Annotated in this window: 29 protein-coding genes; 10 read left to right on the top strand and 19 right to left on the bottom strand. The window is 38.9% G+C overall.

Annotated features, from left to right (window positions below):
* Positions 1-104 precede the first annotated feature (104 nt).
* On the top strand, positions 105-1,073 hold the full coding sequence (locus LD028_RS03410) for a methyl-accepting chemotaxis protein (protein WP_237810480.1): 969 nt from the start codon (positions 105-107) through the stop codon (positions 1,071-1,073).
* A 21-nt stretch (positions 1,074-1,094) separates the two neighbouring features.
* Here the strand turns inward: LD028_RS03410 and LD028_RS03415 are convergent, their stop codons facing one another.
* A complete protein-coding gene (locus LD028_RS03415; RefSeq protein WP_237810481.1) occupies positions 1,095-1,985 on the bottom strand; it encodes a uroporphyrinogen-III synthase in 891 nt (296 codons plus the stop codon).
* A gap of 109 nt (positions 1,986-2,094) precedes the next feature.
* On the opposite strand from LD028_RS03415, the gene LD028_RS03420 reads away from it, so the two are divergent.
* Positions 2,095-3,405 carry an ATP-binding protein gene (locus LD028_RS03420; RefSeq protein WP_237810482.1) on the top strand — a complete coding sequence of 437 codons (1,311 nt, stop codon included), beginning with the start codon at positions 2,095-2,097 and terminating at the stop codon, positions 3,403-3,405.
* 71 nt (positions 3,406-3,476) lie between these two features.
* Here LD028_RS03420 and LD028_RS03425 read toward each other — a convergent pair whose 3' ends face one another.
* The 11 genes from LD028_RS03425 to LD028_RS03475 all read right to left on the bottom strand — a co-directional run bounded on the left by LD028_RS03425 (position 3,477) and on the right by LD028_RS03475 (position 14,336).
* Entirely contained in the window at positions 3,477-3,917 is a 441-nt protein-coding gene (locus LD028_RS03425) for a flavodoxin (protein ID WP_237810483.1), read from the bottom strand.
* Between the two features lie 128 nt (positions 3,918-4,045).
* The gene (locus tag LD028_RS03430; protein WP_237810484.1) at positions 4,046-5,902 is read right to left on the bottom strand and encodes a PTS fructose transporter subunit IIABC; all 1,857 of its coding nucleotides are present in this window, start codon (positions 5,900-5,902) and stop codon (positions 4,046-4,048) included.
* Positions 5,899-6,822, bottom strand: coding sequence for a 1-phosphofructokinase (pfkB, locus tag LD028_RS03435; RefSeq protein ID WP_237810507.1), 924 nt, complete (start codon positions 6,820-6,822; stop codon positions 5,899-5,901). Before pfkB ends, LD028_RS03430 begins: the two co-directional genes overlap by 4 nt.
* Positions 6,822-7,571, bottom strand: coding sequence for a DeoR/GlpR family DNA-binding transcription regulator (locus tag LD028_RS03440; protein WP_237810485.1), 750 nt, complete (start codon positions 7,569-7,571; stop codon positions 6,822-6,824). Before LD028_RS03440 ends, pfkB begins: the two co-directional genes overlap by 1 nt.
* Positions 7,572-7,722: 151 nt before the next feature.
* Positions 7,723-9,234: a bifunctional diguanylate cyclase/phosphohydrolase gene (locus tag LD028_RS03445; protein WP_370642769.1), complete on the bottom strand. Its 1,512-nt coding sequence runs from the start codon at positions 9,232-9,234 to the stop codon at positions 7,723-7,725.
* A gap of 507 nt (positions 9,235-9,741) precedes the next feature.
* Entirely contained in the window at positions 9,742-10,323 is a 582-nt protein-coding gene (locus LD028_RS03450) for a DUF5317 domain-containing protein (protein ID WP_004890556.1), read from the bottom strand.
* A gap of 181 nt (positions 10,324-10,504) precedes the next feature.
* Positions 10,505-11,995 carry a glycerol kinase GlpK gene (glpK, locus tag LD028_RS03455; protein ID WP_237810487.1) on the bottom strand — a complete coding sequence of 497 codons (1,491 nt, stop codon included), beginning with the start codon at positions 11,993-11,995 and terminating at the stop codon, positions 10,505-10,507.
* A 26-nt stretch (positions 11,996-12,021) separates the two neighbouring features.
* The gene (locus tag LD028_RS03460) at positions 12,022-12,849 is read right to left on the bottom strand and encodes an MIP/aquaporin family protein (RefSeq protein WP_237810488.1); all 828 of its coding nucleotides are present in this window, start codon (positions 12,847-12,849) and stop codon (positions 12,022-12,024) included.
* A 165-nt stretch (positions 12,850-13,014) separates the two neighbouring features.
* Positions 13,015-13,569, bottom strand: a complete 555-nt coding sequence (locus tag LD028_RS03465) for a glycerol-3-phosphate responsive antiterminator (RefSeq protein WP_237810489.1) — start codon at positions 13,567-13,569, stop codon at positions 13,015-13,017.
* Positions 13,566-13,967 (bottom strand): secondary thiamine-phosphate synthase enzyme YjbQ, encoded by a 402-nt coding sequence (locus tag LD028_RS03470; protein WP_237810508.1) that lies wholly within the window; start codon positions 13,965-13,967, stop codon positions 13,566-13,568. Before LD028_RS03470 ends, LD028_RS03465 begins: the two co-directional genes overlap by 4 nt.
* 120 nt (positions 13,968-14,087) lie before the next feature.
* Positions 14,088-14,336 carry a hypothetical protein gene (locus LD028_RS03475; protein ID WP_004890569.1) on the bottom strand — a complete coding sequence of 83 codons (249 nt, stop codon included), beginning with the start codon at positions 14,334-14,336 and terminating at the stop codon, positions 14,088-14,090.
* 249 nt (positions 14,337-14,585) lie between these two features.
* Here LD028_RS03475 and cspD point away from each other — a divergent pair, with 249 nt between their 5' ends.
* A complete protein-coding gene (gene cspD / locus LD028_RS03480; RefSeq protein ID WP_003398931.1) occupies positions 14,586-14,786 on the top strand; it encodes a cold-shock protein CspD in 201 nt (66 codons plus the stop codon).
* A gap of 109 nt (positions 14,787-14,895) precedes the next feature.
* Positions 14,896-15,177 (top strand): DUF2564 family protein, encoded by a 282-nt coding sequence (locus LD028_RS03485; protein ID WP_309240386.1) that lies wholly within the window; start codon positions 14,896-14,898, stop codon positions 15,175-15,177.
* 32 nt (positions 15,178-15,209) lie between these two features.
* Here the strand turns inward: LD028_RS03485 and LD028_RS03490 are convergent, their stop codons facing one another.
* Both LD028_RS03490 and LD028_RS03495 read right to left on the bottom strand, forming a co-directional pair.
* Entirely contained in the window at positions 15,210-15,398 is a 189-nt protein-coding gene (locus LD028_RS03490) for a zinc-finger domain-containing protein (protein WP_035018664.1), read from the bottom strand.
* Positions 15,398-16,057 carry a ribonuclease H family protein gene (locus LD028_RS03495; protein ID WP_035018665.1) on the bottom strand — a complete coding sequence of 220 codons (660 nt, stop codon included), beginning with the start codon at positions 16,055-16,057 and terminating at the stop codon, positions 15,398-15,400. Before LD028_RS03495 ends, LD028_RS03490 begins: the two co-directional genes overlap by 1 nt.
* A gap of 109 nt (positions 16,058-16,166) precedes the next feature.
* Between LD028_RS03495 and LD028_RS03500 the strand changes: the two genes are divergently transcribed.
* The gene (locus tag LD028_RS03500) at positions 16,167-16,850 is read left to right on the top strand and encodes a queuosine precursor transporter (RefSeq protein ID WP_237810491.1); all 684 of its coding nucleotides are present in this window, start codon (positions 16,167-16,169) and stop codon (positions 16,848-16,850) included.
* Between the two features lie 61 nt (positions 16,851-16,911).
* Positions 16,912-17,808, top strand: a complete 897-nt coding sequence (locus LD028_RS03505; protein WP_077428341.1) for a DMT family transporter — start codon at positions 16,912-16,914, stop codon at positions 17,806-17,808.
* Here the strand turns inward: LD028_RS03505 and LD028_RS03510 are convergent.
* Positions 17,803-18,273, bottom strand: a complete 471-nt coding sequence (locus LD028_RS03510) for a divergent PAP2 family protein (protein WP_041638403.1) — start codon at positions 18,271-18,273, stop codon at positions 17,803-17,805. The genes LD028_RS03505 and LD028_RS03510 overlap by 6 nt on opposite strands.
* Before the next feature lie 67 nt (positions 18,274-18,340).
* On the opposite strand from LD028_RS03510, the gene sspL reads away from it, so the two are divergent.
* The gene (gene sspL / locus LD028_RS03515; protein ID WP_035018667.1) at positions 18,341-18,472 is read left to right on the top strand and encodes a small, acid-soluble spore protein L; all 132 of its coding nucleotides are present in this window, start codon (positions 18,341-18,343) and stop codon (positions 18,470-18,472) included.
* A 24-nt stretch (positions 18,473-18,496) separates the two neighbouring features.
* Here the strand turns inward: sspL and acnA are convergent, their stop codons facing one another.
* Positions 18,497-21,205: an aconitate hydratase AcnA gene (gene acnA / locus LD028_RS03520; RefSeq protein ID WP_006318333.1), complete on the bottom strand. Its 2,709-nt coding sequence runs from the start codon at positions 21,203-21,205 to the stop codon at positions 18,497-18,499.
* Positions 21,206-21,374: 169 nt separating this feature from the next.
* Here acnA and sspO point away from each other — a divergent pair, with 169 nt between their 5' ends.
* Positions 21,375-21,524 carry a small acid-soluble spore protein O gene (gene sspO / locus LD028_RS03525; RefSeq protein ID WP_004890592.1) on the top strand — a complete coding sequence of 50 codons (150 nt, stop codon included), beginning with the start codon at positions 21,375-21,377 and terminating at the stop codon, positions 21,522-21,524.
* A gap of 17 nt (positions 21,525-21,541) precedes the next feature.
* Here the strand turns inward: sspO and LD028_RS03530 are convergent, their stop codons facing one another.
* Entirely contained in the window at positions 21,542-21,802 is a 261-nt protein-coding gene (locus tag LD028_RS03530) for a hypothetical protein (protein WP_035019584.1), read from the bottom strand.
* 103 nt (positions 21,803-21,905) lie between these two features.
* Here LD028_RS03530 and LD028_RS03535 point away from each other — a divergent pair, with 103 nt between their 5' ends.
* Positions 21,906-22,049, top strand: coding sequence for a small acid-soluble spore protein P (locus tag LD028_RS03535; protein WP_006318326.1), 144 nt, complete (start codon positions 21,906-21,908; stop codon positions 22,047-22,049).
* 78 nt (positions 22,050-22,127) lie between these two features.
* Positions 22,128-22,565 (top strand): DUF2621 domain-containing protein, encoded by a 438-nt coding sequence (locus LD028_RS03540; RefSeq protein WP_035019583.1) that lies wholly within the window; start codon positions 22,128-22,130, stop codon positions 22,563-22,565.
* 14 nt (positions 22,566-22,579) lie between these two features.
* Here LD028_RS03540 and LD028_RS03545 read toward each other — a convergent pair whose 3' ends face one another.
* Together LD028_RS03545 and LD028_RS03550 are read right to left on the bottom strand one after the other, a co-directional pair.
* Positions 22,580-23,047 carry a CcdC family protein gene (locus LD028_RS03545; protein ID WP_004890601.1) on the bottom strand — a complete coding sequence of 156 codons (468 nt, stop codon included), beginning with the start codon at positions 23,045-23,047 and terminating at the stop codon, positions 22,580-22,582.
* A 21-nt stretch (positions 23,048-23,068) separates the two neighbouring features.
* On the bottom strand, positions 23,069-23,428 hold the full coding sequence (locus tag LD028_RS03550) for a response regulator (protein ID WP_237810492.1): 360 nt from the start codon (positions 23,426-23,428) through the stop codon (positions 23,069-23,071).

The following is a 23,428-nucleotide window of genomic DNA, read 5'->3' on the forward strand; positions in this document are numbered from 1 at the left end:
CACCCCTGCATCATACCAAGAGGGCTTTTTTCTTTCAAGTCCCCGAAAACCTTTCTAACAGGAATGCTCCTCTATCAGTAAAAACGAAAGATGAAACAAGACGTATGATTGAGTCAATCAATCATATGAAAACAAAATTGAAAGGAACGATTCAAACAATAAAGGACGTTTCTATTCACATCGCATCACAAGCAGAACAATTTGCCGCAAGTGCAGAAGAAAGTACACAATCGTCTGAAAAGGCAGCAACAAAAGCTGAGCAAACATATACAGAAGCACAACAACAACTGCATATGTTAAAAGAAACTGATGATTCTTTACACGAGTTCGCGACAGGAATGAGTCAAATTGCCGAAAGTACAGAAGATCTACTTACTTCAGCAGAACAAGCACATCATTCCGTCAATAAAGGAAAACAAGCCATTCAAGCAGTTACGAGACAGGCACACGAATTGCATGATGCGATGTTTACAACAAAAACACTTGTTGAATCGCTCCAGCAACATTCGGAAACAATCGGAAAAATTACAAACGTCATTACAGCAATTGCCGAACAAACAAATTTACTTGCACTTAACGCTGCGATTGAAGCCGCACGCGCTGGTGAGCATGGAAAAGGGTTTACTGTCGTCGCTCATGAAGTGAGAAAGCTATCTGAACAATCGAAAGAAGCGACGAAAGAAATTGAAACTATGATTGATCAAATAAAAATCGAAACAAAGCAAGTAGCACATTCGATGGAACAAAATACAAAAAAAATTGCCGACAGCGTCATATACTATGAAACAGCAGAACAAGCTTTCCAAACAATTGACTATTCAGTAGAACAAGTGTTTTCTAAAGTGCAAACCACATCCGCAGCGATTGAACAAATGACTGCTATTTCAAACGAACTAACTAAAACAATGAAGCGATTAAAACATCTAGCACAACAAGTCATGCAAAAAAGTAAAGAAAGCGCTGTAACTGTAGAAGAACAATTAGCAATGAACGAACAAATTTCTTCGGCCGCCCAAACGCTTGCAAAACTTGGTGATCAGCTACGCGCAACAGTTGAATCATTTCGTACGTAGCCGCGCATATTGTATGCACGGCTACTTTTTCTCAAAATATTTTGCGAGTTCGACAATCATGGCCCCCATACGTTCGTGATCCGGTGCAATGACACGTGCAACCCCTTCTTCATATAACGCTTCTTTTGTCACCTTTCCAACCGCAACAGCTACAACGTCATCGGCCAATGCTCGTTTAATTTCACGTATGTATCCCCATTCGTTCACAACCGAAAAGAAAAAACGCACTTGAATTGCTGATGTAAAACAAACCGCTTGTACAGATCGAGAAATGATTTCATCAACAAGCTGTTTCATCACACTTGGTGTAGGTGGAGTATGAAGATATGGCCATACTTCTTTGTACAAAGCCCCTTGTTTAACTAAAAATTGTTGTAAGGATGGAACAGAATCTCCGTAAAGCTGAACAACCACATGTTTATTTTTCCATTCGACATCTCCCAAAGCACGTATAAGGTCACGTGTCGTTCCATCATTTGCCGTTATATGCGGACTGATACCGTACGTACGTAGCACATTTACTGTTTTATAGCCCCGTGCCGCTATATGTGCTCGGCGAATGACCTGAAGTAACGCATCTTTCATTCCCCATTCGTCTGCTTTTTTTATTAACGTTTCGGCACCAATTCCTGTTGTGAAAATAAACCAATCATTTTGTTCATTGATCATTTGATGAAGCTGTTGCTCTAGCTCTTTATTGAAAAACATCGTTCCTTGGGCAGGTCGAGAGAGAGGAATACCTCCTTGTTTAGCGATAAGCATGCTCATTTCCTCTATTTTACGCGAGGCACATAGTGCAATTTTTTTATTCGTTAACGCTTTCTCAACCATTCTCTCATCTCCTTTTCTTTCCATCATACCACATAAAGATGAAAAATTGCGCAAAATTTGTAGAAACATGACATAAAACATCGAACTATTATGTATTCACACCATCGTTCACTTTCTCTACAATGAAAAGAGATCATTCGACTTAAATATTCAAATAATTCAAAATATATGTCGGAAGGAGTGGCTTCACATGCCCTCACTAATCAAAGAAATATTGCTAAACTTATTTTTCATTATATTAGCATTATTGATCGTTCCGATTTGGCTTGAAGAACGCCGCATATCTGATCACGTGAAAACGATGTTGAAAACGATCGCAATCGGCATATGTATTATATTTTGTATGACGTTTCCGATACATGCAACAAATGGGTTTGTTTTCGATTTGCGTCAAGTAGCCACTTGGATTGGTGGTTTATATGGTGGCGCATTTTCAGCTCTTTTTCTTTCGATAATTACTGTAGTTTACCGTATCATCATCGGTGGTACAGAAGGCATCATAGTAACAATGATCATTACAACCATTCAAGCTGTGACTTGTTTCTTTTTTTACCGAAAGTTTAAAACATCTTTATCATCCAAGCAACGAATAACTTTCATTACTCTTTTATCGATTGGCACAGCTATTTTAACAATGATACTCTCTCACATACATATTGGTGATGAATACCAATTGTCACACATTATTTCAACATACTTTCCAGCACAACCACTTGCCGCATTTTTAGGTGCTTACATTACTGAAACGATTCAAAAACATAGCGAACTTCGGCGGCGTATTGTCCGCGCTGAAAAAATGGAAGTCGTTGGACATTTAGCTGCTTCTATTTCACATGAGGTGCGTAACCCATTAACCGTATCGAGAGGATTTATGCAATTGCTACTCCAAAGCGAACGAATGAATTATAAAGATAAGCAATATATTCAAATTGCCATTGAGGAGATTGATCGCGCTGAGGCTATTATTACCGATTATTTAACATTTGCAAAACCGGCGCCAGAACATGTTGAAAAGTTAAATGTAAAAACAGAAATCGAACGAGTGATTGATATTTTACGCCCCTTTGCTAATATGAGTAGCATTGAAATTCAAACATCTCTTGTTCCGTTTGCAGTGAAAGGAGAACGTCAAAAGTTTCAGCAATGTTTACTCAATGTAATGAAGAACGCCATTGAAGCGATGCCAAATGGAGGTACGTTGCGTATTAACGTATCGATCGATAAAGATTACGTACTTATTCATATTGGTGATACAGGAGTTGGCATGACAAAAGAACAAATTGAACGTTTAGGAGAACCGTATTTTACAACAAAAGGAGCAAAAGGAACCGGTCTCGGAATGATGGTTGTATACCGCATCGTTGAGACGATGAAAGGAGATTTATTTATTCATAGTGAAGTTGGAGAAGGAACAGATGTGTATATGTATTTTCCATCTTATTATAAGTCAGATATCGAAACATCATCAAAGCGCTCTCAATTTGAACAAGTTAGTTATTGACTTGTTCTTTCTTTTTTATTGATTATTTAGAACATAGTTTATTTAAAAAAGGTCGTGTGTAAAACGACCTTTTACAAATGTTTTACAAAATCTCGACCGAATAAACGACATAATTGTTTCTCTTCATTTGTCGGTGTCAATTCAACCTTGAGCCCGTCGAGAACGACTTCAGCCCCACGTTCTTGCAACTTTTCAATTAAAATATCAACGGCAGCACCATATTTTTCATAACTTGAATCGCATGAGCCGAAAACAGCCGCTTTTTTACCTGTCAAATCAACGCTATCTAATTCATCGTAAAAATCTAAAAAGTCATCTGGTAATTCACCATCTCCCCATGTGTACGCTCCAAGCAAAATACCGTCATATTCCTCGAGCTCTGTTGCTGTGGTGTCTAATACTTCTTTCACGTCTAACTCCGCACTTTGTTCTCGAACGCCTTCAGCAATCGCTTCCGCCATCTCTTCTGTATTCCCTGTCATACTTGTGAATACCATAATGACTTTTGCCATTAGTAATCCCCCTATCCTTATTATTGATAATCATTTTCAACAACTATATATTAAATGATAATGATTATCTTTGTCAAAGTATTTTTTAAGAAAAAACGCGCGATTTTTTATCGCGCGCTCTTTATCTATTATTCTTTTACTTCTTTTTTCCACAAACCAACCATGAATGCAGTCACAAGTGAACCAATTAAAATGGCAAGCACATATAACAACGGGTTTCCTTTTACGATCGGGATTACAAAAATTCCACCATGTGGAGCTGGGAGACCGATGCCAAACATCATCGTCAACGCTCCGGCAACCGCTGAACCAACAATAATTGATGGAATGACACGTCCTGGATCAGCTGCTGCAAATGGAATGGCTCCTTCTGTGATAAATGAAGCCCCCATAATATAGCATGTTTTTCCCGCTTCCCGCTCTGCTTTTGTAAATTTCTTTTTAAATAACGTTGTCGCAATCGCTAATCCTAAAGGTGGAACCATTCCACCTGCCATAATAGCTGCATGCGGTGCATAGTTCCCTGCATCAATCATCGCAATTCCAAACGTAAACGCCGCTTTGTTGATCGGTCCACCCATATCGACTGCCATCATTCCTCCAAGGACAAGACCAAGCAAAACAAGGTTACCTGTGCCCATATTTTCAAGCCATGTTTTCATTCCTTCATTTAATGCTTTCACTGGGTCAATGACGACATACATCATAATAAATCCCGTGAGCAATATTCCGAATAATGGATAAAGTAGAACAGGTTTAATTCCTTCAAGTGATTGTGGCAAACGGCTAAACCATTTTTTCAATCCAACAACGAGATAACCGGCCAAAAAGCCCGCAATTAGTCCACCTAAAAAGCCTGCACCGCCATTCGCGGCCATAAATCCTCCGACCATCCCCGGTGCAAATCCTGGGCGATCGGCGATGCTCATCGCGATAAATCCAGATAAAACAGGAATCATGAGGGCAAAGGCACTACCACCACCGATGTCCATTAATGCTTTTGCAATCGGATGGAATGACGGATCATTTGGATCAAACGCTTTAATACCAAAAATAAATGAGATCGCAATTAAAATTCCGCCACCAACAACGAACGGAAGCATATTCGATACGCCGTTCATTAAATGTTTATAAAAACCTGTTCGTTCTTTTGATGCATACGAGCGATTGCCACCACTTGCACGATAAATTGGGGCATCTTGTTTTAATGCTCGGTCAATGAGGTGCTCTGGTTTACGAATCGCATCGGCAACAGGTACTTGGATGACATGTTTTCCATCGAATCGGTCCATTTCTACTTGCTTATCTGCTGCAACGATAATGGCAACAGCATGTTCAATTTCTTGTTGTGTTAACTCATTTTTCACCCCGCTTGAACCATTCGTTTCTACCTTTATGTCCACTCCCATTTCTTTTGCTTTCGCCTTCAGAGCATCAGCAGCCATATACGTATGCGCAATCCCTGTTGGGCACGCTGTCACGGCTAATACTTTTTTCTTTCCAACCGTCTGTTTTTCTTCAGTCACCATTTCTCCCTCCTTTTCTTGAATCGTCTGAATAATTTGTTGTTTTGATGAAGCGTTTTCAATTTCTGAGCGAAACGATGTATCCATTAACAATGTTGACAAGCGAGATAGCGCTTCTAAGTGAGTATCGTTGGCTCCTTCTGGTGCAGCAATCATGAAAAACAAATGGCTTCTTTTTCCGTCCAACGCATCGTAATCAATTCCCTCTTTCGAACGTCCAAAAACAACGGCTGGGGTGCGCACCGCCTTCGTTTTTGCGTGAGGGATGGCAATTCCTTCTCCGATTCCTGTCGTACTTTGCGCTTCGCGAGCAAAAATTGCTTCGATAAACGTCTGACGATCGTACAATTTTCCCGTATTCTCAAGAACATTTGCTAATTCTTCAATCACTTCTTTTTTTGTTCGGGCTTTCAAATCAAGAACAATCGTATCTTCTGTCAACAAATCTGTTATTCTCATACACGATCCTCCATTCTGATGATGGTCACTTGTTCTAATAAGCGATAAACCTCATCTTCTGTGCATAAATCTTCCGAAAATGCCGTCGCACTCCCTGCTGCGACGCTATATCGAAATGCTTCTTCAAGTGGTGCTTCGTTCACGTACGCAGCTAAAAATCCTGCTACCATCGAATCACCTGCCCCAACTGAATTTTTTACCATTCCTTTTGGGGCTTGGGCGATTAATATGACGTCTTTATGGAACAAAATTGCCCCATCTCCAGCAAGGGAAACAATGACATGTTGCACACCATTGTCAATTAGTTTTTTTCCGTATTCTATAATTTGATGGCGACTATGAATACTCACTCCGAACAATTCCCCAAGCTCCATTTGATTCGGTTTAAGTAAAAATGGTTCGTATGCGATTGCTTGTTTCAATGCACTACCACTCGTATCAACAACAACTGCAACTTTTCGTTTTTTCGCTTCTTCCATCATCATGACGTAAAATGTATCATCTATCGACGGCGGAAGGCTTCCTGCTAAAACAAGGATATCTCCTTTTTTTAGCTGTTTAATTTTATCGATCAACGCTTCTTTATGTTCATCGCTAATGACAGGCCCTTCGCCATTTACTTCTGTTTCTTTTTCCCCTTTTAACTTAATGTTTAATCGCGTTTGTCCCGGTACAGTAATAAAATCTGTTAAAATATGTTCCCGTTTCAATTCATCAGCAATGAACTGTCCCGTAAATCCACCGATAAACCCGAGAGCAATATTATGAATGTGTAGTCGCTTTAGTACGCGTGATACATTAATTCCTTTCCCCCCAGGAAAATAGGATGTTTTTGTCGCGCGATTTAATTTTCCAAGTTCGATCTGTTGTGCTTCAACAACATAGTCGACGGAAGGGTTTAATGTACATGTATAAATCATCATTTCACAACCTCTACTGTCGTTTTTGCTTCATACATTGCTAGCAATTCTTCATCTGTTTCATCCGTAATCATCGTTGCCTCTTGTAATTCGGCAATTTTTGCAAACGTACTTTCGTTTAATTTCGAATGATCAGCTAATACAAAAGCTTGTTGTGATAAATGGATGGCTGTTTGTTTCATAAACGCTTCTTCAGGATCTGGAGTCGTATAACCAAAATCAATATGAACGCCATTTACTCCAATAAAACATTTGTCAAAACTATATTGCTGCAACGAGTGAATAGCTCCTCGACCGATTAATGCATTCGTTTTTTTCTTAATTAATCCGCCAACAACATACGTCGGGATATCCTTTTCTAATAGTGCATCAATATGCATCATTCCATTTGTCACAACGACGATATTTTTTGCTTGAATATAAGGAATCATCTGTAATGTTGTCGTTCCCGCATCTAAATAAATGCAATCTCCATCTTGAATAAGGCTTGCTGCATATTTACCAATAAGCTGTTTTTCATGAATGTTTTTCGTCGATTTTTCAAAAACGCTCAGCTCTTCTCTTTTTTGTTGTAACAACGCTGCACCACCATGGACGCGCTTTAATTTTTTTTCTTTTTCTAACTGACTTAAATCACGTCGAATTGTCGACTCGGAGCATTGCGTTGCTTCAACGAGTTCATGTAGCTTGACGACTTCTTTTTCTTGTAACAGCTGTAAAATAATGCGATGTCGTTCTGGTGTTAACAACTTCACACCTCCTTTTTAAATCGCTTACATTTTTATCATACTGAAATATATACAAAAAATCAACCAAATTCATTCAATTTTAATCAAAAATAATCATTTTATTTCATATATCATTCACAAACGATCAATTTTCGGAAAAATAAAAACTGCCTCACGGTGAGACAGTTTCGTTTTCATTTCCGACTTTCTCAGGATAATATTCTTCAATCATTTGGATAAATGGCTCGACATATTGAGGATCGAATTGCGTCCCAGAACAGCGGCGCAATTCAACAATTGCTTCGGAGAATGTTTTTGTTCGTTGATACGGGCGGTCTGTTGTCATCGCATCAAATGAATCAATAATACACAAAATACGTGCCAATTTCGGGATCTCTTCGCCTTTCAGTCCATAAGGATATCCTCGTCCATCATAACGTTCATGATGAAGTTCAACAAGAGGAATCACTTCTTCAAACCGACCATCCGAAAGGACAATTTCTTTCCCCCATATAACGTGTTTTTTCATTATTTCCCATTCATCTGGATCAAGCTTGCTTGTTTTGTTAATAATATCTCGTGAAACTTCGATTTTTCCAATATCATGAACAAGCGCCCCTAAAACGAGTGTACGTTTTTCCTCTTCCGTAAGAGTTAAACGATCGCTAAATTCCATTGCATATTTAAATACACGTTTACTATGACGGTATGTATATACATCTTTATAAAGCAACAATTTTAACTGCTCTTCAATCGCATCTAAATCTTCTTTAAATTTCAATGCATCACGCGATATTCTTTTCGCATCGTACAATTGTACATTATTTTTCCCTTGTGCTTTTGAATAATAAAGCGCTTGATCAGCCTTATGTAATAGTTCACTTTCTTCATACATGTCAGACTCATACTCCGCAACTCCACATGAAAACGAAATGCAACGATACGGAAGGCGGTCAACTCCGTCAAATGGTGTATCATTTAATTTTTTTCGTAATTGATCCATAAAAGCTGCTGCTTCATGTTTTGTTATTCTGGGTAAAGCAATCGCGAACTCCTCTCCACCATAACGGGCAACAATATATCCTAAATCTTTTGTTTCGTTTCTCAAAAATTCCCCAACAAACTTTAATAATCGATCCCCTTGCACATGACCATGATAATCATTATATTTTTTAAAATCATCTAAATCTAAAAAAGCGATCGAAAACTGGCCACCTGTTTTTTTCGTCTCCCGAAATAATTCCTTTAAGTAATCTTTAAAATATCCGTGGTTATATAAGCCGGTGAGGTAATCTTTATTTGCCTGATTGGCCATTTCTTGATAAAGATATAGAAACTTCTTAAAAACAAATGATAAACACATAACTAGTATTGTAAAAATAAATAACCCAAAAAACAAGTCATCTCTAATCATCAATCCTAAAACAAAGGAAAGGAGAAGTGTAACCGAATAACTAATGAGGGCTTCACTAAATATTCCCTCGCTAAACATACTGTATAAAGCAGACAACAAGTCCTGCTTCGATAAAAAAGCAAAAAAAACATACATTAAAAAAATGTTAACTAATCCATATACAGTTAGGCTAAATAGATATCCAAAAAAATTCTCGTAGTCAATGTTGCCAATTTGGATAGATAAGTTTATTAAAACATAATATGCACTACTTATCATTAGACAATACATTGAAAAGTTGAAAAAATGTTTCCACCAAGCCATTTTTCTATTATAAAAAAAATGAGCTATACTACTTATTAGAAGTATATAAAGAGCAATATTTATACCGTATATAAATAAAGTTGCCAAATAAACCGATGAATCTAAGGACAGAGAATTTCCCTTTGGTGGAATATCTACCACGAAATAATTCAATAATGAAACTGTTCCAGATAAAACATATATTAAAACCCAATCACTGAGAGTCAAACTTTCAAGATTAGTGTGGTTGATAAAAAAATATAAACCGATTACAGATATCAGCAGAGCATATAACTTTGTGTAATCTTCAAAAACTCCTTCTCTTGCATTCAATTCTATCACTCTCTATCTTCACATTATTACTTACTGGGAGCTGTCCACGCCCCCAGTACTATTTTTAACTTCCAAACTTAAATCCTGAAGTTAATGCCACAACAACAGAGCCGATAACGAGGAGATTAATAAGTACATTTTTCACGCGTGCGTTCATGTGTTTCACCTCCCTTCATGTATTGGTTGGGAAGCATTTGTTTGTTTCTCTTTCATCATTAAATACTGAATAAACAAAAAGACACCGATATTCATGACAACGTCGCCAATGCTAATCACTTTCGCTCGCGGATAAGGTGGCGCTAACGGAATTATGTCGCCTAAGAACGGAAAGATCGTATCAGCTGTAATAGCTGTATGCTTTCCGTAAAGTCCCGTTTTTAAAAGTTCAACGTATTCTTGTCCTAAAACGGCTTGTGTCGCTTCAAGTGATACAGGCATTCTACCACCGTTTAATGCAATAACAATAAAGTTTAAAAGCACGCCTGCGAAGATCGTTTTCATTCCCGGATAATGGCGATTAAGCCAAATAAATGTTAGTCCAACGATGTAAACGATAATAAATGTGACGTTGCTTATATTCGCTAGAAAAGCAATTCGGTCTTGCAATAGGAAGAAAATCCATTGCACAAGCAACAGCACAGGGAAGATCCAACCGCCTTTTAACTTTAATGTCGCGATCCCTTTAAAATTGCCTCCGCGAAATAAACCGATTAAGATGCTCAAGATAATCCCATCGTATACCATATAGCCCTCACATTTCTTTAAAAACAAAATTTTTTTCTTTTTTATTGATTATATTATCACATTTTTTCGGATGTGAAAACGGTTATATTAACAAAATATTTTGTTTTTCTTATTGATTATTTAGAACATAGTTTTATTTAAAAAAAAATCGACTGTCTAGTCGACAGTCGATTTTGTTTTTCTATCTAAAGGCTTGCGTAGCACGAACTGCTTTTTTCCATCCATCATAAAGTTGTTGTTGAACATCAACATTCATTTTTGGTTCAAAAGCACGATCTATATTCCATTGTTTCGCAATCTCTTCTCTACTTTGCCAATAGCCAACCGCGAGCCCTGCTAAGTAAGCAGCACCGAGAGCAGTCGTTTCGTTCACAACTGGTCTTTCAACGGGTACGCCGAGGATGTCACTTTGAAATTGCATTAGAAAATTGTTTTTTACCGCTCCACCATCAACACGTAACGTTTTTAATGTAATCCCCGCATCCGCTTCCATTGCAGTTAACACATCTTTCGTTTGATATGCAAGTGACTCAAGCGTTGCGCGAATAAAGTGCTCTTTTGTCGTTCCGCGTGTCAAGCCAAATACCGCTCCTCGTACATCGCTATCCCAATATGGTGTCCCAAGTCCTACAAACGCTGGTACCACATATACACCATCTGTTGATTGTACTTTCGTTGCATATACTTCGCTATCTTTTGCTTCCTTAATCATTCGTAATCCGTCACGTAACCATTGAATGGCAGATCCAGCAACGAAAATGCTTCCTTCTAACGCATATTCGACTTTTCCATCGACTCCCCATGCAATTGTCGTTAATAAACCGTGTTTAGACTGAACTGCTTTTTCGCCCGTATTCATTAACATAAAGCAACCTGTACCGTATGTGTTTTTCGCCATTCCTTGTTCAAAGCATGCTTGCCCGAACAAAGCTGCCTGTTGATCTCCTGCAATACCAGCAATCGGCACTTCTTGCCCAAAGAAATGGTACGGTGCTGTATGTGCGTAAATTTCTGAAGATGGCCGAACATCCGGTAGCATTGCTTTTGGCACTTGTAAAATGCCGAGTAGTTCATCATCCCATCTTTGTTCATAAATATTGAACATTAACGTTCTTGAAGCGTTAGAGTAGTCTGTCACATGCACTTTTCCACCAGATAGCTTCCAAGTAAGCCATGTATCAATCGTCCCAAATAACAACTCCCCTCTTTCCGCTTTTTCACGTGCTCCTTCCACATGATCTAAAATCCATTTCACTTTCGTTCCTGAAAAGTAAGCGTCAATAAGCAAACCTGTTTTTTCACGAAACACTTCATCGTATCCAGCTTGCTTTAACTGCTCACAAATTTGTGCGGTTTGGCGCGATTGCCATACAATGGCGTTATAAATCGGTTGTCCTGTTTGTTTGTCCCATACGACCGTTGTTTCACGTTGGTTTGTAATACCGATTGCGGCGATTTGCTTTGGTTCAACAGCTGCCTCTGACAATACCGTTGCAATGACAGCTAAAATAGAACCCCAAATTTCATTTGGGTTATGCTCCACCCATCCTGGCTGTGGAAAATATTGTGTAAACTCTTTTTGTGCAATATGAACAATTTCCCCTTTTTGATTAAATAAAATAGCACGTGAACTCGTTGTTCCTTGATCAAGAGCTAAAATGTATTTATCCATATTTCATTCTCCCCTCACTATTTTTACTATATTGTTATTTTTCTTGCTATCTGTGGATTATTATTTTTTCTCTGCTCTGATGCAAACGCGATGCCTAAAATGAGCATTGTCAAAATAAAAACATACCAAAATGATTGTGTCATTTCCCCTTTAAACACACCTTTATAAAAAAGTCCACCTAACGAACCGCCTAATATTGGACCGACAACCGGAACCCAAGCATATCCCCAATTCGAGCTTCCTTTACCTGGGATAGGCAATAAAAAGTGTGCAATTCTCGGTCCTAAATCCCTTGCAGGGTTGATCGCATATCCAGTCGTTCCACCAAGAGAAAGACCTATACTAACAATAAAAAAACCAACAATAAGCGGATTTAAACCTTCTGTAAACTTATTCGCTCCAATTGCTAAAATTCCAACAGTTAAAATAAAAGTTCCTAGTATCTCGCTGAGTAAATTTGCAAAGCGATTTGGAATGGCTGGTCCCGTGGAGAAAACACCAAGCTTTGTGCCTGCATCCTCTGTTTCTTTCCAATGCGGTAAATAATATAAAAACACAAATGTCGCACCAATCATTGCACCAATCATTTGGGCTAAAACATATTTAGGAACTTGAATCCAAGAAAAGTCTCCGTTAAAAGCTAAAGCTAGTGTAACCGCAGGATTTAGATGAGCACCGCTATATTGCCCAACGACATATACTGCAATAGCGACTCCAAGTCCCCACCCCATTGTGATCACAATCCAACCACCATTTTGGGCAAACGACTTCTTCAAACTAACAGCAGCGCATACACCTCCCCCAAAAATAATTAATAATGCAGTTCCCACAATTTCGGCTATAAATGGTGTCATCGTCTTTCCTCCCCTTTGCTATTTTTATTTTTGACAGAAACAAAAAGACCCACACATATCCCGTCACATGGAACATGCGTGAGTCTCCTTTTCTCCGTCACAAAGTTAATTAACTTGTTTACAAGTTTAACGGATATTGAAAACGGTGTCAATGGATTTTTTGTATTATTTTGGCTCGAAATATCGCCAAAGTTCGACATTTGATGTCGTTACCGCAACAGCCCCTGCAGCAATCGCCGCTTCCACTTCGGTTTCGTTTTCTATTAATCCTCCAGCAATAATTTCTTTCCCAGTTCGTTCATGAAGTTGAGAGATAACTTTCGGAACAACACCAGGTAATACCTCAATATAATCAGGATTTGTTTTTTCGACAAGTTGAACACTTCGTTCAAAGGCGTTCGAATCAATAATAAATGTTCGTTGAATCGCAACAACACCTTTTTGTTTTGCTTTCGTGATCACACTGCTTTTGGTTGAAATCAATCCGTACGGTTTAACGAGTTGACATAAAAATTCTGTCGCATACTCATCACTTTTTAGCCCTTGTATTAAATCAACGTGAAGAAACATTTTTTTCCCATGTTCGTTTGCATATGTATACACACTTTTCAACATACCGATATGAATGTCTAAAAACACACCATATTCATAATTCATTTTTAATAGCCTGTCAAAATCTTTCATCGAACGCACTGCCGGCAAAATACGTTGTCCGTTCATCCTTCCATCACCTTCACATAAAATGTACGTGTTCTCGGTCCATCGAACTCACAAAAATAAATACCTTGCCATGTTCCGAGAAGCAACTGACCTTTTGTGACAATGACATGCGCAGATGATCCAACCGTGCTTGCTTTCATATGAGCAGCTGTGTTTCCTTCACTATGCCGATCGAGAGAATGATACCATGGATACAATTCATCAAAACGGCGAATCATATCCCGTTTAACATCTGGATCAGCATTTTCATTAATTGTGATTCCTGCTGTCGTGTGTGGACAATAAACAACAACAACTCCTTCTTGTACACCACTCTCTGTAATAAAGGATTGAACAAGTGAAGTAATGTCTACAAATTCATCTCGCTTCGTCGTCTGAATCGTCCATTGTTTGATCATCATACGTTCCCACCTTTATCCTCATATATTTATGATCATACATATTTTCACAATTGTTTTCTATAAAAAATTCATCTATTGACGACTATAACATAAATAAAGCCCAGACTTTACTGGACTTTATTCATACACATGATGAGAAGGGATAATATAATCGACCGAAATCACAGGCAAATCGTGCTGTTCAACTGAGGCTACAATTAACCCCTGCTTGCTTACAATGCCGAATTGTTCTTTTTGTTGATTAAATGCTGCCTCGCCAAATGCTAAAATCGTTTGATATAACTTTTCTTGATCGACTTTTTGCTTCCGTACATGATTGCTTAACTTAATGATCACTTCTTTCCCACGAATCTGACCACGATACATACCGCTCACTCCCTTTCTATACTACTTACTGTTAATGTTATGCACTTATTACAAAAATCCTCCTCTAAAAAAATTTTTTGAAAAAATCACCTTTTTGTCTTGACTCTTCCTCATCATTCGTGTATAGTCTAATTATCATCTAACTGAATATATGTCCTGCACCGACTTGGTTGCTGTGAGTATATTCCGTTATATGAAAAATTTTTTCATTAGCCTGTTGGCTAAAAGGTATTAGGAGGATTCAGTATTATGCAAAACGGTAAAGTAAAATGGTTTAACAACGAAAAAGGTTACGGATTCATCGAAGTTGAAGGTGGAGACGATGTATTCGTACACTTCACAGCAATCCAAGGTGAAGGCTACAAAACGTTAGAAGAAGGTCAAGCTGTTTCTTTTGAAATCGTTCAAGGAAACCGTGGTCCTCAAGCTGCAAACGTAGTGAAATTATAATCGTCTGAGATGATTCATATATAGCTCGACGAAAAGACCAGCAATATGCTGGTCTTTTTTATTACATACTCTCCTCTTTTCACACAAATACTACAAGTGAGGAGGGATCATGATGACACAAAACCCAAAAAAGCCACACCTTCAGGCCGATAGCGTATTTACGAAAATTGAAGATGCACATTTAGCGGTTGAATCGGCAAAAAAGATGGTTGCAGCGGCAACGATGAGCTTAGACAGTCACACTTTCGATCACGCAAAACAAGCGATCGAAAATGCAAAAGAAGCGATCGCACGCGCTAAAACAAACATCGAGGATCCACTGCTATTACAATGTGAAAAGGAATTAGCGGACGCATATCATCAATTATCAAAAACGATCCACCACATGTAATGATGAGGTGTCCCGTATCTCGGGGCACCTTGTTACGTTTTTTGTTTCACAAGCAACTGACCGTATTGCTTCATTTTTTCTCCTATTGTACATGTTTGGATGCAAAACGATTGTGCATATAATTTCCCGTATTCTTTACGGAGTGCACGTTTTACAAAACACTCCTCACAATACGTGTCAAATAATTCATTTATTCGAAGTAACACATCTTTTCGATTCATCATTCACGCTCCAATTGTATTGTACTTACAATTATCTTCCCACGAAGAGCTTGTGTTGCTAACTGATCTGCTTCACTATTTTCTTTTCTATTAATGGGTTCATAAATTGGAGAAATACGAAGCTTTTTCATTTTTTGCTCAATTCGCTCCACCCATCTCCCCTCGTCTGAAAATACAGGCCAATCATTAGACAATTGATGCAATACAACATGCGCATCCCCACGGAATACAACAGGCAAATGATGAACACCGAGATGCTCGATTTGTTCGAGTAAAAAATAAAAGGCTGCATACTCTGCTTCATTATTTGACTGCAATTCGTCTAACTGCGCATTTGCTCGCCTACGAAATTGTGCACCGTTTTGTTTATAATAAATCACGATTCCAATTCCTGCTTTTTTTGATTGACGATCATAACCGCCATCAAAATAAGCAATCACGTCGTGCGGCTCCGTTTCAATTTCTTTCATAAGCTTCATTAACTCCTTTTTCGTCCAAGCCACACCACTTGCATCATAAAATAAAAGTTGTTTCACTCTCCCTGTTCTTTCTATATCCTCTGCAAAAAATAGAGCCTCTGTCACTTCCATCTCTGTTGATGTCCACACCATTTCCTTTTTCTTCGGTGTTACATATGTCCATTCCATAAAAACCTTCATATGTCACTCACCTTTTCTTTTTATTTTATTATAACAGTTTAGACAAAAAATGATGTCAGTTGTATAATATCGCTTGTGTCTTTATATTTTCATACGAGGAGGGATCACGATGTTTAACGAAATACTCGGTCTTTTTTCTGCCATCGTCACATTTTCACTTGTATTGCTCATTTATCGTTTCTTCGGTCGCTCAGGTTTATTCGTATGGATCGGCTTTTCTACTGTCGTTGCTAATTTACAAGTCGTCAAAACCGTTGAATTGCTTAGTATGACAGCTACACTCGGAAACGTCATGTACGGAACCGCCTTTTTAGTGACTGACATTTTAAGTGAAAAATACGGAAAAAAAGAAGCACAAAAAGCGGTATGGCTCGGCTTTTTTACACTTATTTCACTCACAATCGTCATGCAAATCGCTTTATTATTTAAGCCGCATGTGAGCGATTTTGCTCAACCAGCGTTAGAAACGATTTTTGGTTTATTGCCACGTATCGCGCTTGGTAGCTTACTTGCTTTTGTAATTAGTCAATCGCTTGATGTTCACTTATTTCATTGGTTTAAAAAGAAATTTCCGCGCGATTCGCAACTTTGGATTCGCAATAATGGAAGCACAATGATTAGCCAATTGATCGATACACTCGTTTTCACATCCATTGCATTTCTCGGTGTATTTCCGTTGCATGATTGGATACAAATTTTTATGACAACATATGTACTGAAATGGATTGTTGCAATGTTGGATACACCTTTTGTATATTTTGCAAAAAAAATATCTCCAAAATATACAGAATAATGGTAAAATGTTGTATGAGACTTCGGTCTTATACAACATTTTTTTTGTAAAGGAGAGTCAAATGAAATACAAAGCTGATATTAGTTTATTATTTGTTGCATTTGTTTGGGGTGCTACGTTTGTCGTCGTTCAAAACGCCATTGCTTTTTTACCTCCATTAATGTTTAATGGCGTACGTTTTGCGATCGCTAGCGTACTGCTATGGGCTTGGGTGCTTATCTTCGAACGTAAACCTCTGGATCGACAACTTATATGTGCTGGATCGCTTCTTGGCATATGGCTATGTCTTGGATATGCCTTTCAAACGATTGGTTTATTGTATACGACTTCATCAAAAGCGGGATTCATTACCGGATTAAATGTTGTTATCGTTCCTTTCCTTTCATTTATCATTTTAAAGCAAAGACCTTCGTTTAACGCCGTTGTCGGAAGCATACTCGCTACATGCGGACTATATCTTTTAACCGCAAGCGGAGATATGTCGATCAATAAAGGAGATGTGTTCGTCTTTTTGTGCGCTATCGCTTTTGCGCTACATATCGTAACGACAAGCATATATGCAACAAAATTTTCACCTATCCTGCTAACAACGATTCAAGTTCAAACAGTATCCATCACTTGTTTTATATGTTCATATTTGTTTGAAGACTGGTCTCTTATTCCACTATCCACTTTTTTTGAATTTGATGTATGGCTGGCTCTACTCATTACCGCACTGTTCGCGACAACGATTGCTTTCTTTATTCAAACGCATTTTCAACAATATACATCTCCAACACGTGTTGCTTTAATTTTTGCTTTAGAACCTGTTTTTGCGGCTCTAACTGCATATATATGGAATGATGAGTATCTTCAACAAGCGGCCTTATTTGGAGCTGGACTTATTTTATTAGGGATGATTTTGTCAGAACTCCCTCAACATATATGGCAAAGAAAAAAGAGCGCTCACCTCTCATAGCGAGCGCTTCCACCTACTTATTACATAAGATAATCCCCCTGTAACGATACCAAGAAACGCCCCTCCAATCACTTCAATTGGTTGATGACCAAGCCGTTCGCGCAACAACTCTTCTTTTCGGTCCAACTTTCCGTCATCTTGAGCACCTTTTAACCGTTCGATTTCCTCAGTTAATTCGTTCACACGAATAGCTAACTCTCCTGCTTGATGACGCACTCCTTGGGCGTCATACATAACAATTAAACCAAAAATGGCTGCAAGGGCAAAATCTATACTATGCACTCCTCGTTTTAAAGCAACATATGTGGCAAGGGAGGCAACACCCGCAGAATGTGAACTTGGCATGCCTCCCGTTTCAAAAAAAAGCGACCAATCCCACTTTTTCGTTTTTCTTTTCGTCAATGGAATTTTTAAAAATTGGGCTAAAGCAATTGTACACAATGCTGTTTGAATGGCTCGATTCATGTCACTGCCTCCTCTTATATATATTTTTTGAAAAAGACGGATACAATATGCGCAGGAGGTGGACATGATGAGTAAAAATAACGGAAGAAATCGTGGGCAAAACGCTCCAAGCGTCAATCCACAAGGATATGATGCCACATTTACCCCTGATCCAAAAAGTGCATTAGAAAACGCAGCGAAAAAGACAAACACAAAATAAAGAAGAGAGCAGATCGCTCTCTTCTTATCGTTTTAACTTCTCGCGCAATACCATCGGCAAAATTCCACCATGACGGTAGTAGTCGATTTCTACTTCGCTATCGAAACGAACAAGCACTTCAAATTCTTTTTTGTTTCCTTGCTCGTCTGTCGCTGTTACTTTGACGTAGTCGCGCGGTTTGACGTTTTCATCAATATGCACTTCAAATACTTCTTTACCTGTCAATCCAAGCGTCTCAGCATTTTCCCCTTCTTTAAATTGGAGTGGTAACACACCCATAAGCACAAGGTTTGAACGATGGATACGTTCAAAGCTTTCCGCAATAACCGTTTTGATACCGAGCAAGTATGTTCCTTTTGCCGCCCAGTCGCGCGAACTTCCCATACCGTAATCTTTTCCAGCAATAACAACAAGCCCTGTACCATCTTGTTTATATTTCATGCAAGCATCGTAAATCGACATGACCTCGCCTGTTGGCCAATATGTTGTATAGCCACCCTCTGTACCTGGCGCGATTTGGTTGCGAATACGGATGTTTGCAAACGTACCACGCATCATCACTTCATGGTTACCACGACGAGAACCGTACGAGTTAAAGTCTTTCGGATCAACACCTTTAGAAATTAAATATTGTCCTGCTGGTGTGTTTACACCGATCGATCCAGCTGGCGAAATGTGATCTGTTGTGACAGAGTCGCCAAACTTTCCAACCACTCTCAAACCAGCAAGTGGTTTTACTTCTTCCACTTCTGGCGATAATCCTTCAAAGAATGGCGGATTTTGAATATATGTTGAGTTTTCATCCCATTGATAAAGTGGCTCGTCCGTCGTTTCAATCGCATTCCAACGTGCGTTATCGTCAAATACTCGCTCGTATTCTTTACGGAATAATTCTGGCGTCACTGCTTGTTTTACAACTTCCTTCACTTCTTCTGTAGATGGCCAAATATCGTTAAAGTACACATCATTTCCGTTTTGATCTTTACCGATCGGCTCATTTAATAAATCGATATCGACTGTTCCGGCAAGAGCGTATGCCACGACAAGTGGTGGTGATGCTAAATAGTTACCTTTGACAAGCGGGTGAATGCGTCCTTCAAAGTTTCTGTTACCAGACAATACGCTTGTTACAAGCAAATCGTTTTCTGCAATCGCTTTTTCAAGCTCTGGAGCAAGCGGACCAGAGTTACCGATACATGTCGTACAACCGTAACCGACAATATTAAAGCCAATTTGCTCTAAGTAAGGGAGAAGACCTGAATCTTTTAAGTAACCTGTGACAACTTTCGAACCTGGCGCAAGCGAAGTTTTTACATATTTCGGTACTTTCAATCCTTTTTCTACCGCTTTTTTCGCCACCAAGCCTGCTCCGATCAACACATATGGGTTAGATGTGTTCGTACAGCTTGTAATCGCCGCAATTGCGATCGCACCTGTTTTCATTTTTACTTCTTCGCCGTTTAACGTAACAGTCATTTCTTTATCGAAATCTGCTTCAGTCAAGCCAAAACCTTGGTTCCCTTGCGGAGAAACAACAGCTTGACGGAACGATTCTTTCATTTTTGAAAGCGGAATTAAATCTTGTGGACGTTTTGGCCCAGAAAGATTTGGTTCAATTTCTGATAAGTTAATTTCAACAACATCTGTAAACACAGGCTCTTGTGCATCTGGTGTATAGAACAAACCATTCGCTTTGCAATATGCTTCAACGACTTGAACATGTTGTTCGTCACGACCTGTTAAACGTAAATAATCAAGCGCCTCAGCATCAACCGGGAAGAAGCCACACGTTGCACCATATTCAGGTGCCATGTTGGCCACAGTTGCACGGTCGGCCAACGGCAATGTCGCCACACCTGGACCGAAAAATTCAACAAACTTGCCGACAACCCCTTTTTTCCGAAGCACTTGTGTCACTTTTAACGCAAGGTCTGTTGCTGTCGTACCATTCGGTAATTTTCCTGTTAAACGTACACCAATTACTTCTGGTACTGGGAAGTAAGATGGTTGTCCAAGCATGCCTGCTTCCGCCTCGATACCACCAACACCCCAACCGAGTACGCCAATACCGTTAATCATTGTTGTGTGGGAGTCTGTGCCAACAAGCGTATCTGGGAACGCCTCATACTCACCATTTTCCCCTTCAACAACATGCACCACATTCGCTAAATACTCTAAGTTAACTTGGTGCACAATACCTGTTGCTGGAGGAACAGCACGATAATTGCTAAACGCTTTTTGTGCCCACTTCAAAAACTTATAACGCTCTGCATTGCGTTCAAATTCTAAATTCATGTTATACTCGAGCGCATCTTCTGTCCCTGCTTTATCAACTTGGACAGAATGGTCGATCACAAGATCAACAGGAATTTCGGGGTTGATTTCATACGGATCTCCGCCGATGTCGGCCATTGCTTTCCGCATGGAAGCTAAGTCAACAACAGCAGGGACACCTGTAAAGTCTTGCAAGATGACGCGAGATGGTTTAAACGGAACGTCTACATCTTTTAGTTCGCTCGTTCCCCATTTCGCTAAATTTTCAACATGCTCTTTCGTAATGACACGTCCATCAACTTGACGAAGTACTGATTCAAGAAGCACTTTAATAGAATACGGAAGACGCGATACATTTCCGATTCCTGCTTCTTCAAGCGCTTGTAAACGATAATAATGATATTTTTTCCCGTTCACCTCAAACGTATCACGCGCTTGAAATACATCATTTTTCACCATTATGTATTACCCCCTTCTAACAAATCATCTTCTCCCACACCCACAAAATTCCTACGCTTTTATCTTAATACAATGCTCTACATAAGTAAATAATAATTGTTTATAAGTTTCAGATAAATGCATATTTTTTTGCTCTATTTCCAACAATAGTTGTAGGAGGTGAAAAAAGATGGTAAAAAGAAAAGCAAATCATGTCATTCCTGGCATGAACGATGCGAGCGCACAAGGAAAAGGTGCTGGCTACAATGAAGAGCTCTCCAACGAGCCACTCACCGAAGCTCAAAAACAAAATAATAAAAAACGAAAGAAAAATCAATAATCCCGCTTGAAGCGGGATTATTCATACATGTTAACTTCGTCGACAATCGCTTGCAAATCATGACGAAATTGTTCAAGCTGTTTGCGTTGTTTTTCCGAGGCTACTTCAAGCGCGTTATTAATTTGTTCAAACGCCTCGTTTACTTCTTGCTTTAGATGATGCAACTGACTTCCATAGTCTGCGTCACTTTTCACCAGATGATCATACCATTCTTTTGCCTCCATTGTTCCTTGTTGTGCAGCTTCAAACGCCTGTTGCTTATTTTTATGATAAGGCATCGCTTTCACTCCTCTCTTTTTGTTATTATCGTGCCTATTGACGGATGAAATATGCATAAATACGGTTTATCATGCCATCATATGAAAGAAAGGAGTGTGTCGCATGAACAAAAATACAAGCAAAGACATGCGTAAAAATGCCCCAAAAGGAGATAACCCAGGACAACCAGAACCGCTTAGTGGTTCGAAAAAAGTAAAAAATCAAAATCATACCCGCCAAAAGCATAACTCAAGTCACGATATGTAAAAGAGCTGACGCAACTGTCAGCTCTTTTACTTGATTCTGCCATTGTTTTTTTACATAATAAACGTTGAGGTGGAATGTATGCTAACAGGTTGGTTTTTATGGTTTATTTTATTTTGGGTCGTTTTTCTTCTTGTTACGATGTCAATCGGTGGCTTCTTCATGTTTAGGAAATTTTTAAAACGGCTACCAAAAGAGGATGGGAAGTCAGAATTGGATTGGCAACAATATTATATTGAGCAAACGCGTCATTTATGGTCTGAAAAAGAAAAAGCGCTACTTGAAGATTTAGTTCGCCCAGTTCCTGAGTTGTTTCGCGATGTGGCACGCCAAAAAATTGCTGGGAAAATTGGAGAGTTGGCGTTGCAAGAAAATGCGAATCAAATTACAGAAGATTTAGTTGTTCGTGGCTATATTCTCGCCACACCAAAGCGTGATCATAAATTTTTAATTAAAGCGCTAAGAGAAAAACAAATTGATTTTACAAAATACGAACATTTACTAACAAAAAAAAGCTAATCGCCTGTTGCTGATTAGCTTTTTTCTTTTATTTCACGTTGGAGGCGACGATATGATGCATACATCGCCACGCGCCACGGAACAATCATCGAGAAGGCTAAAATCCAAAACATTCCCGCGAGTTCTCCGTACTCAATGGTGCGGCTTAAATATGTTTTTAAAGCGAGACGCAATACAATTAAGCCAACAAAAATAAAAGCGAACGCTTTTGAACGTTGTAAATAAATTTTGTTGCCTCGAACTTCAAACGAAGATGTTTTAATTAACAAAATAGAAAAAAGCGCTCCAACAAAAACTGCTTCTACACATTCTAACATCGTTACTCGAAACATTGGATGAAGAAACATAAGAGCGCCTGTGCTCATAAAAATAGGGGGTAATATAATTTTTTTGGCGTTTGTCGGTTTTTCTGCTGCTTTCATACGAATAAAGAAAACAAGTCCAGCCATAAACACCGCAAATACCGAACTAAAAATAGCCAAAATCAATCTTCCTTTCTCATCTTACTGTAACACACGTTGAATAGCCTCCATGACGCGACTTTCATCAAATGGTTTTACGATAAAATCTAGCGCCCCTGCTTCAATAGCTTCAACAACCATTTTTTGTTGCCCCATCGCGGAACACATAATAATCTTCGCATGAGGATCATGACGTTTAATTTCCCTCACAGCTTCAAGACCACTCATCACTGGCATTGTAATATCGAGTGTCACCACGTCTGGCTTTAACTCTATATAAAGATCAACAGCTTCTTTTCCGTTCTCTGCTTCCCCAGCCACTTCATGATTCGCTTTTTTTAAAATATTCGCTAATGTCATGCGCATAAATTTTGCATCATCGACAATTAAAATTCTCGCCAT

The sequence above is a fragment of the Anoxybacillus sp. LAT27 genome, assembly GCF_022030075.1.
Taxonomy (GTDB): domain Bacteria; phylum Bacillota; class Bacilli; order Bacillales; family Anoxybacillaceae; genus Anoxybacillus; species Anoxybacillus kestanbolensis.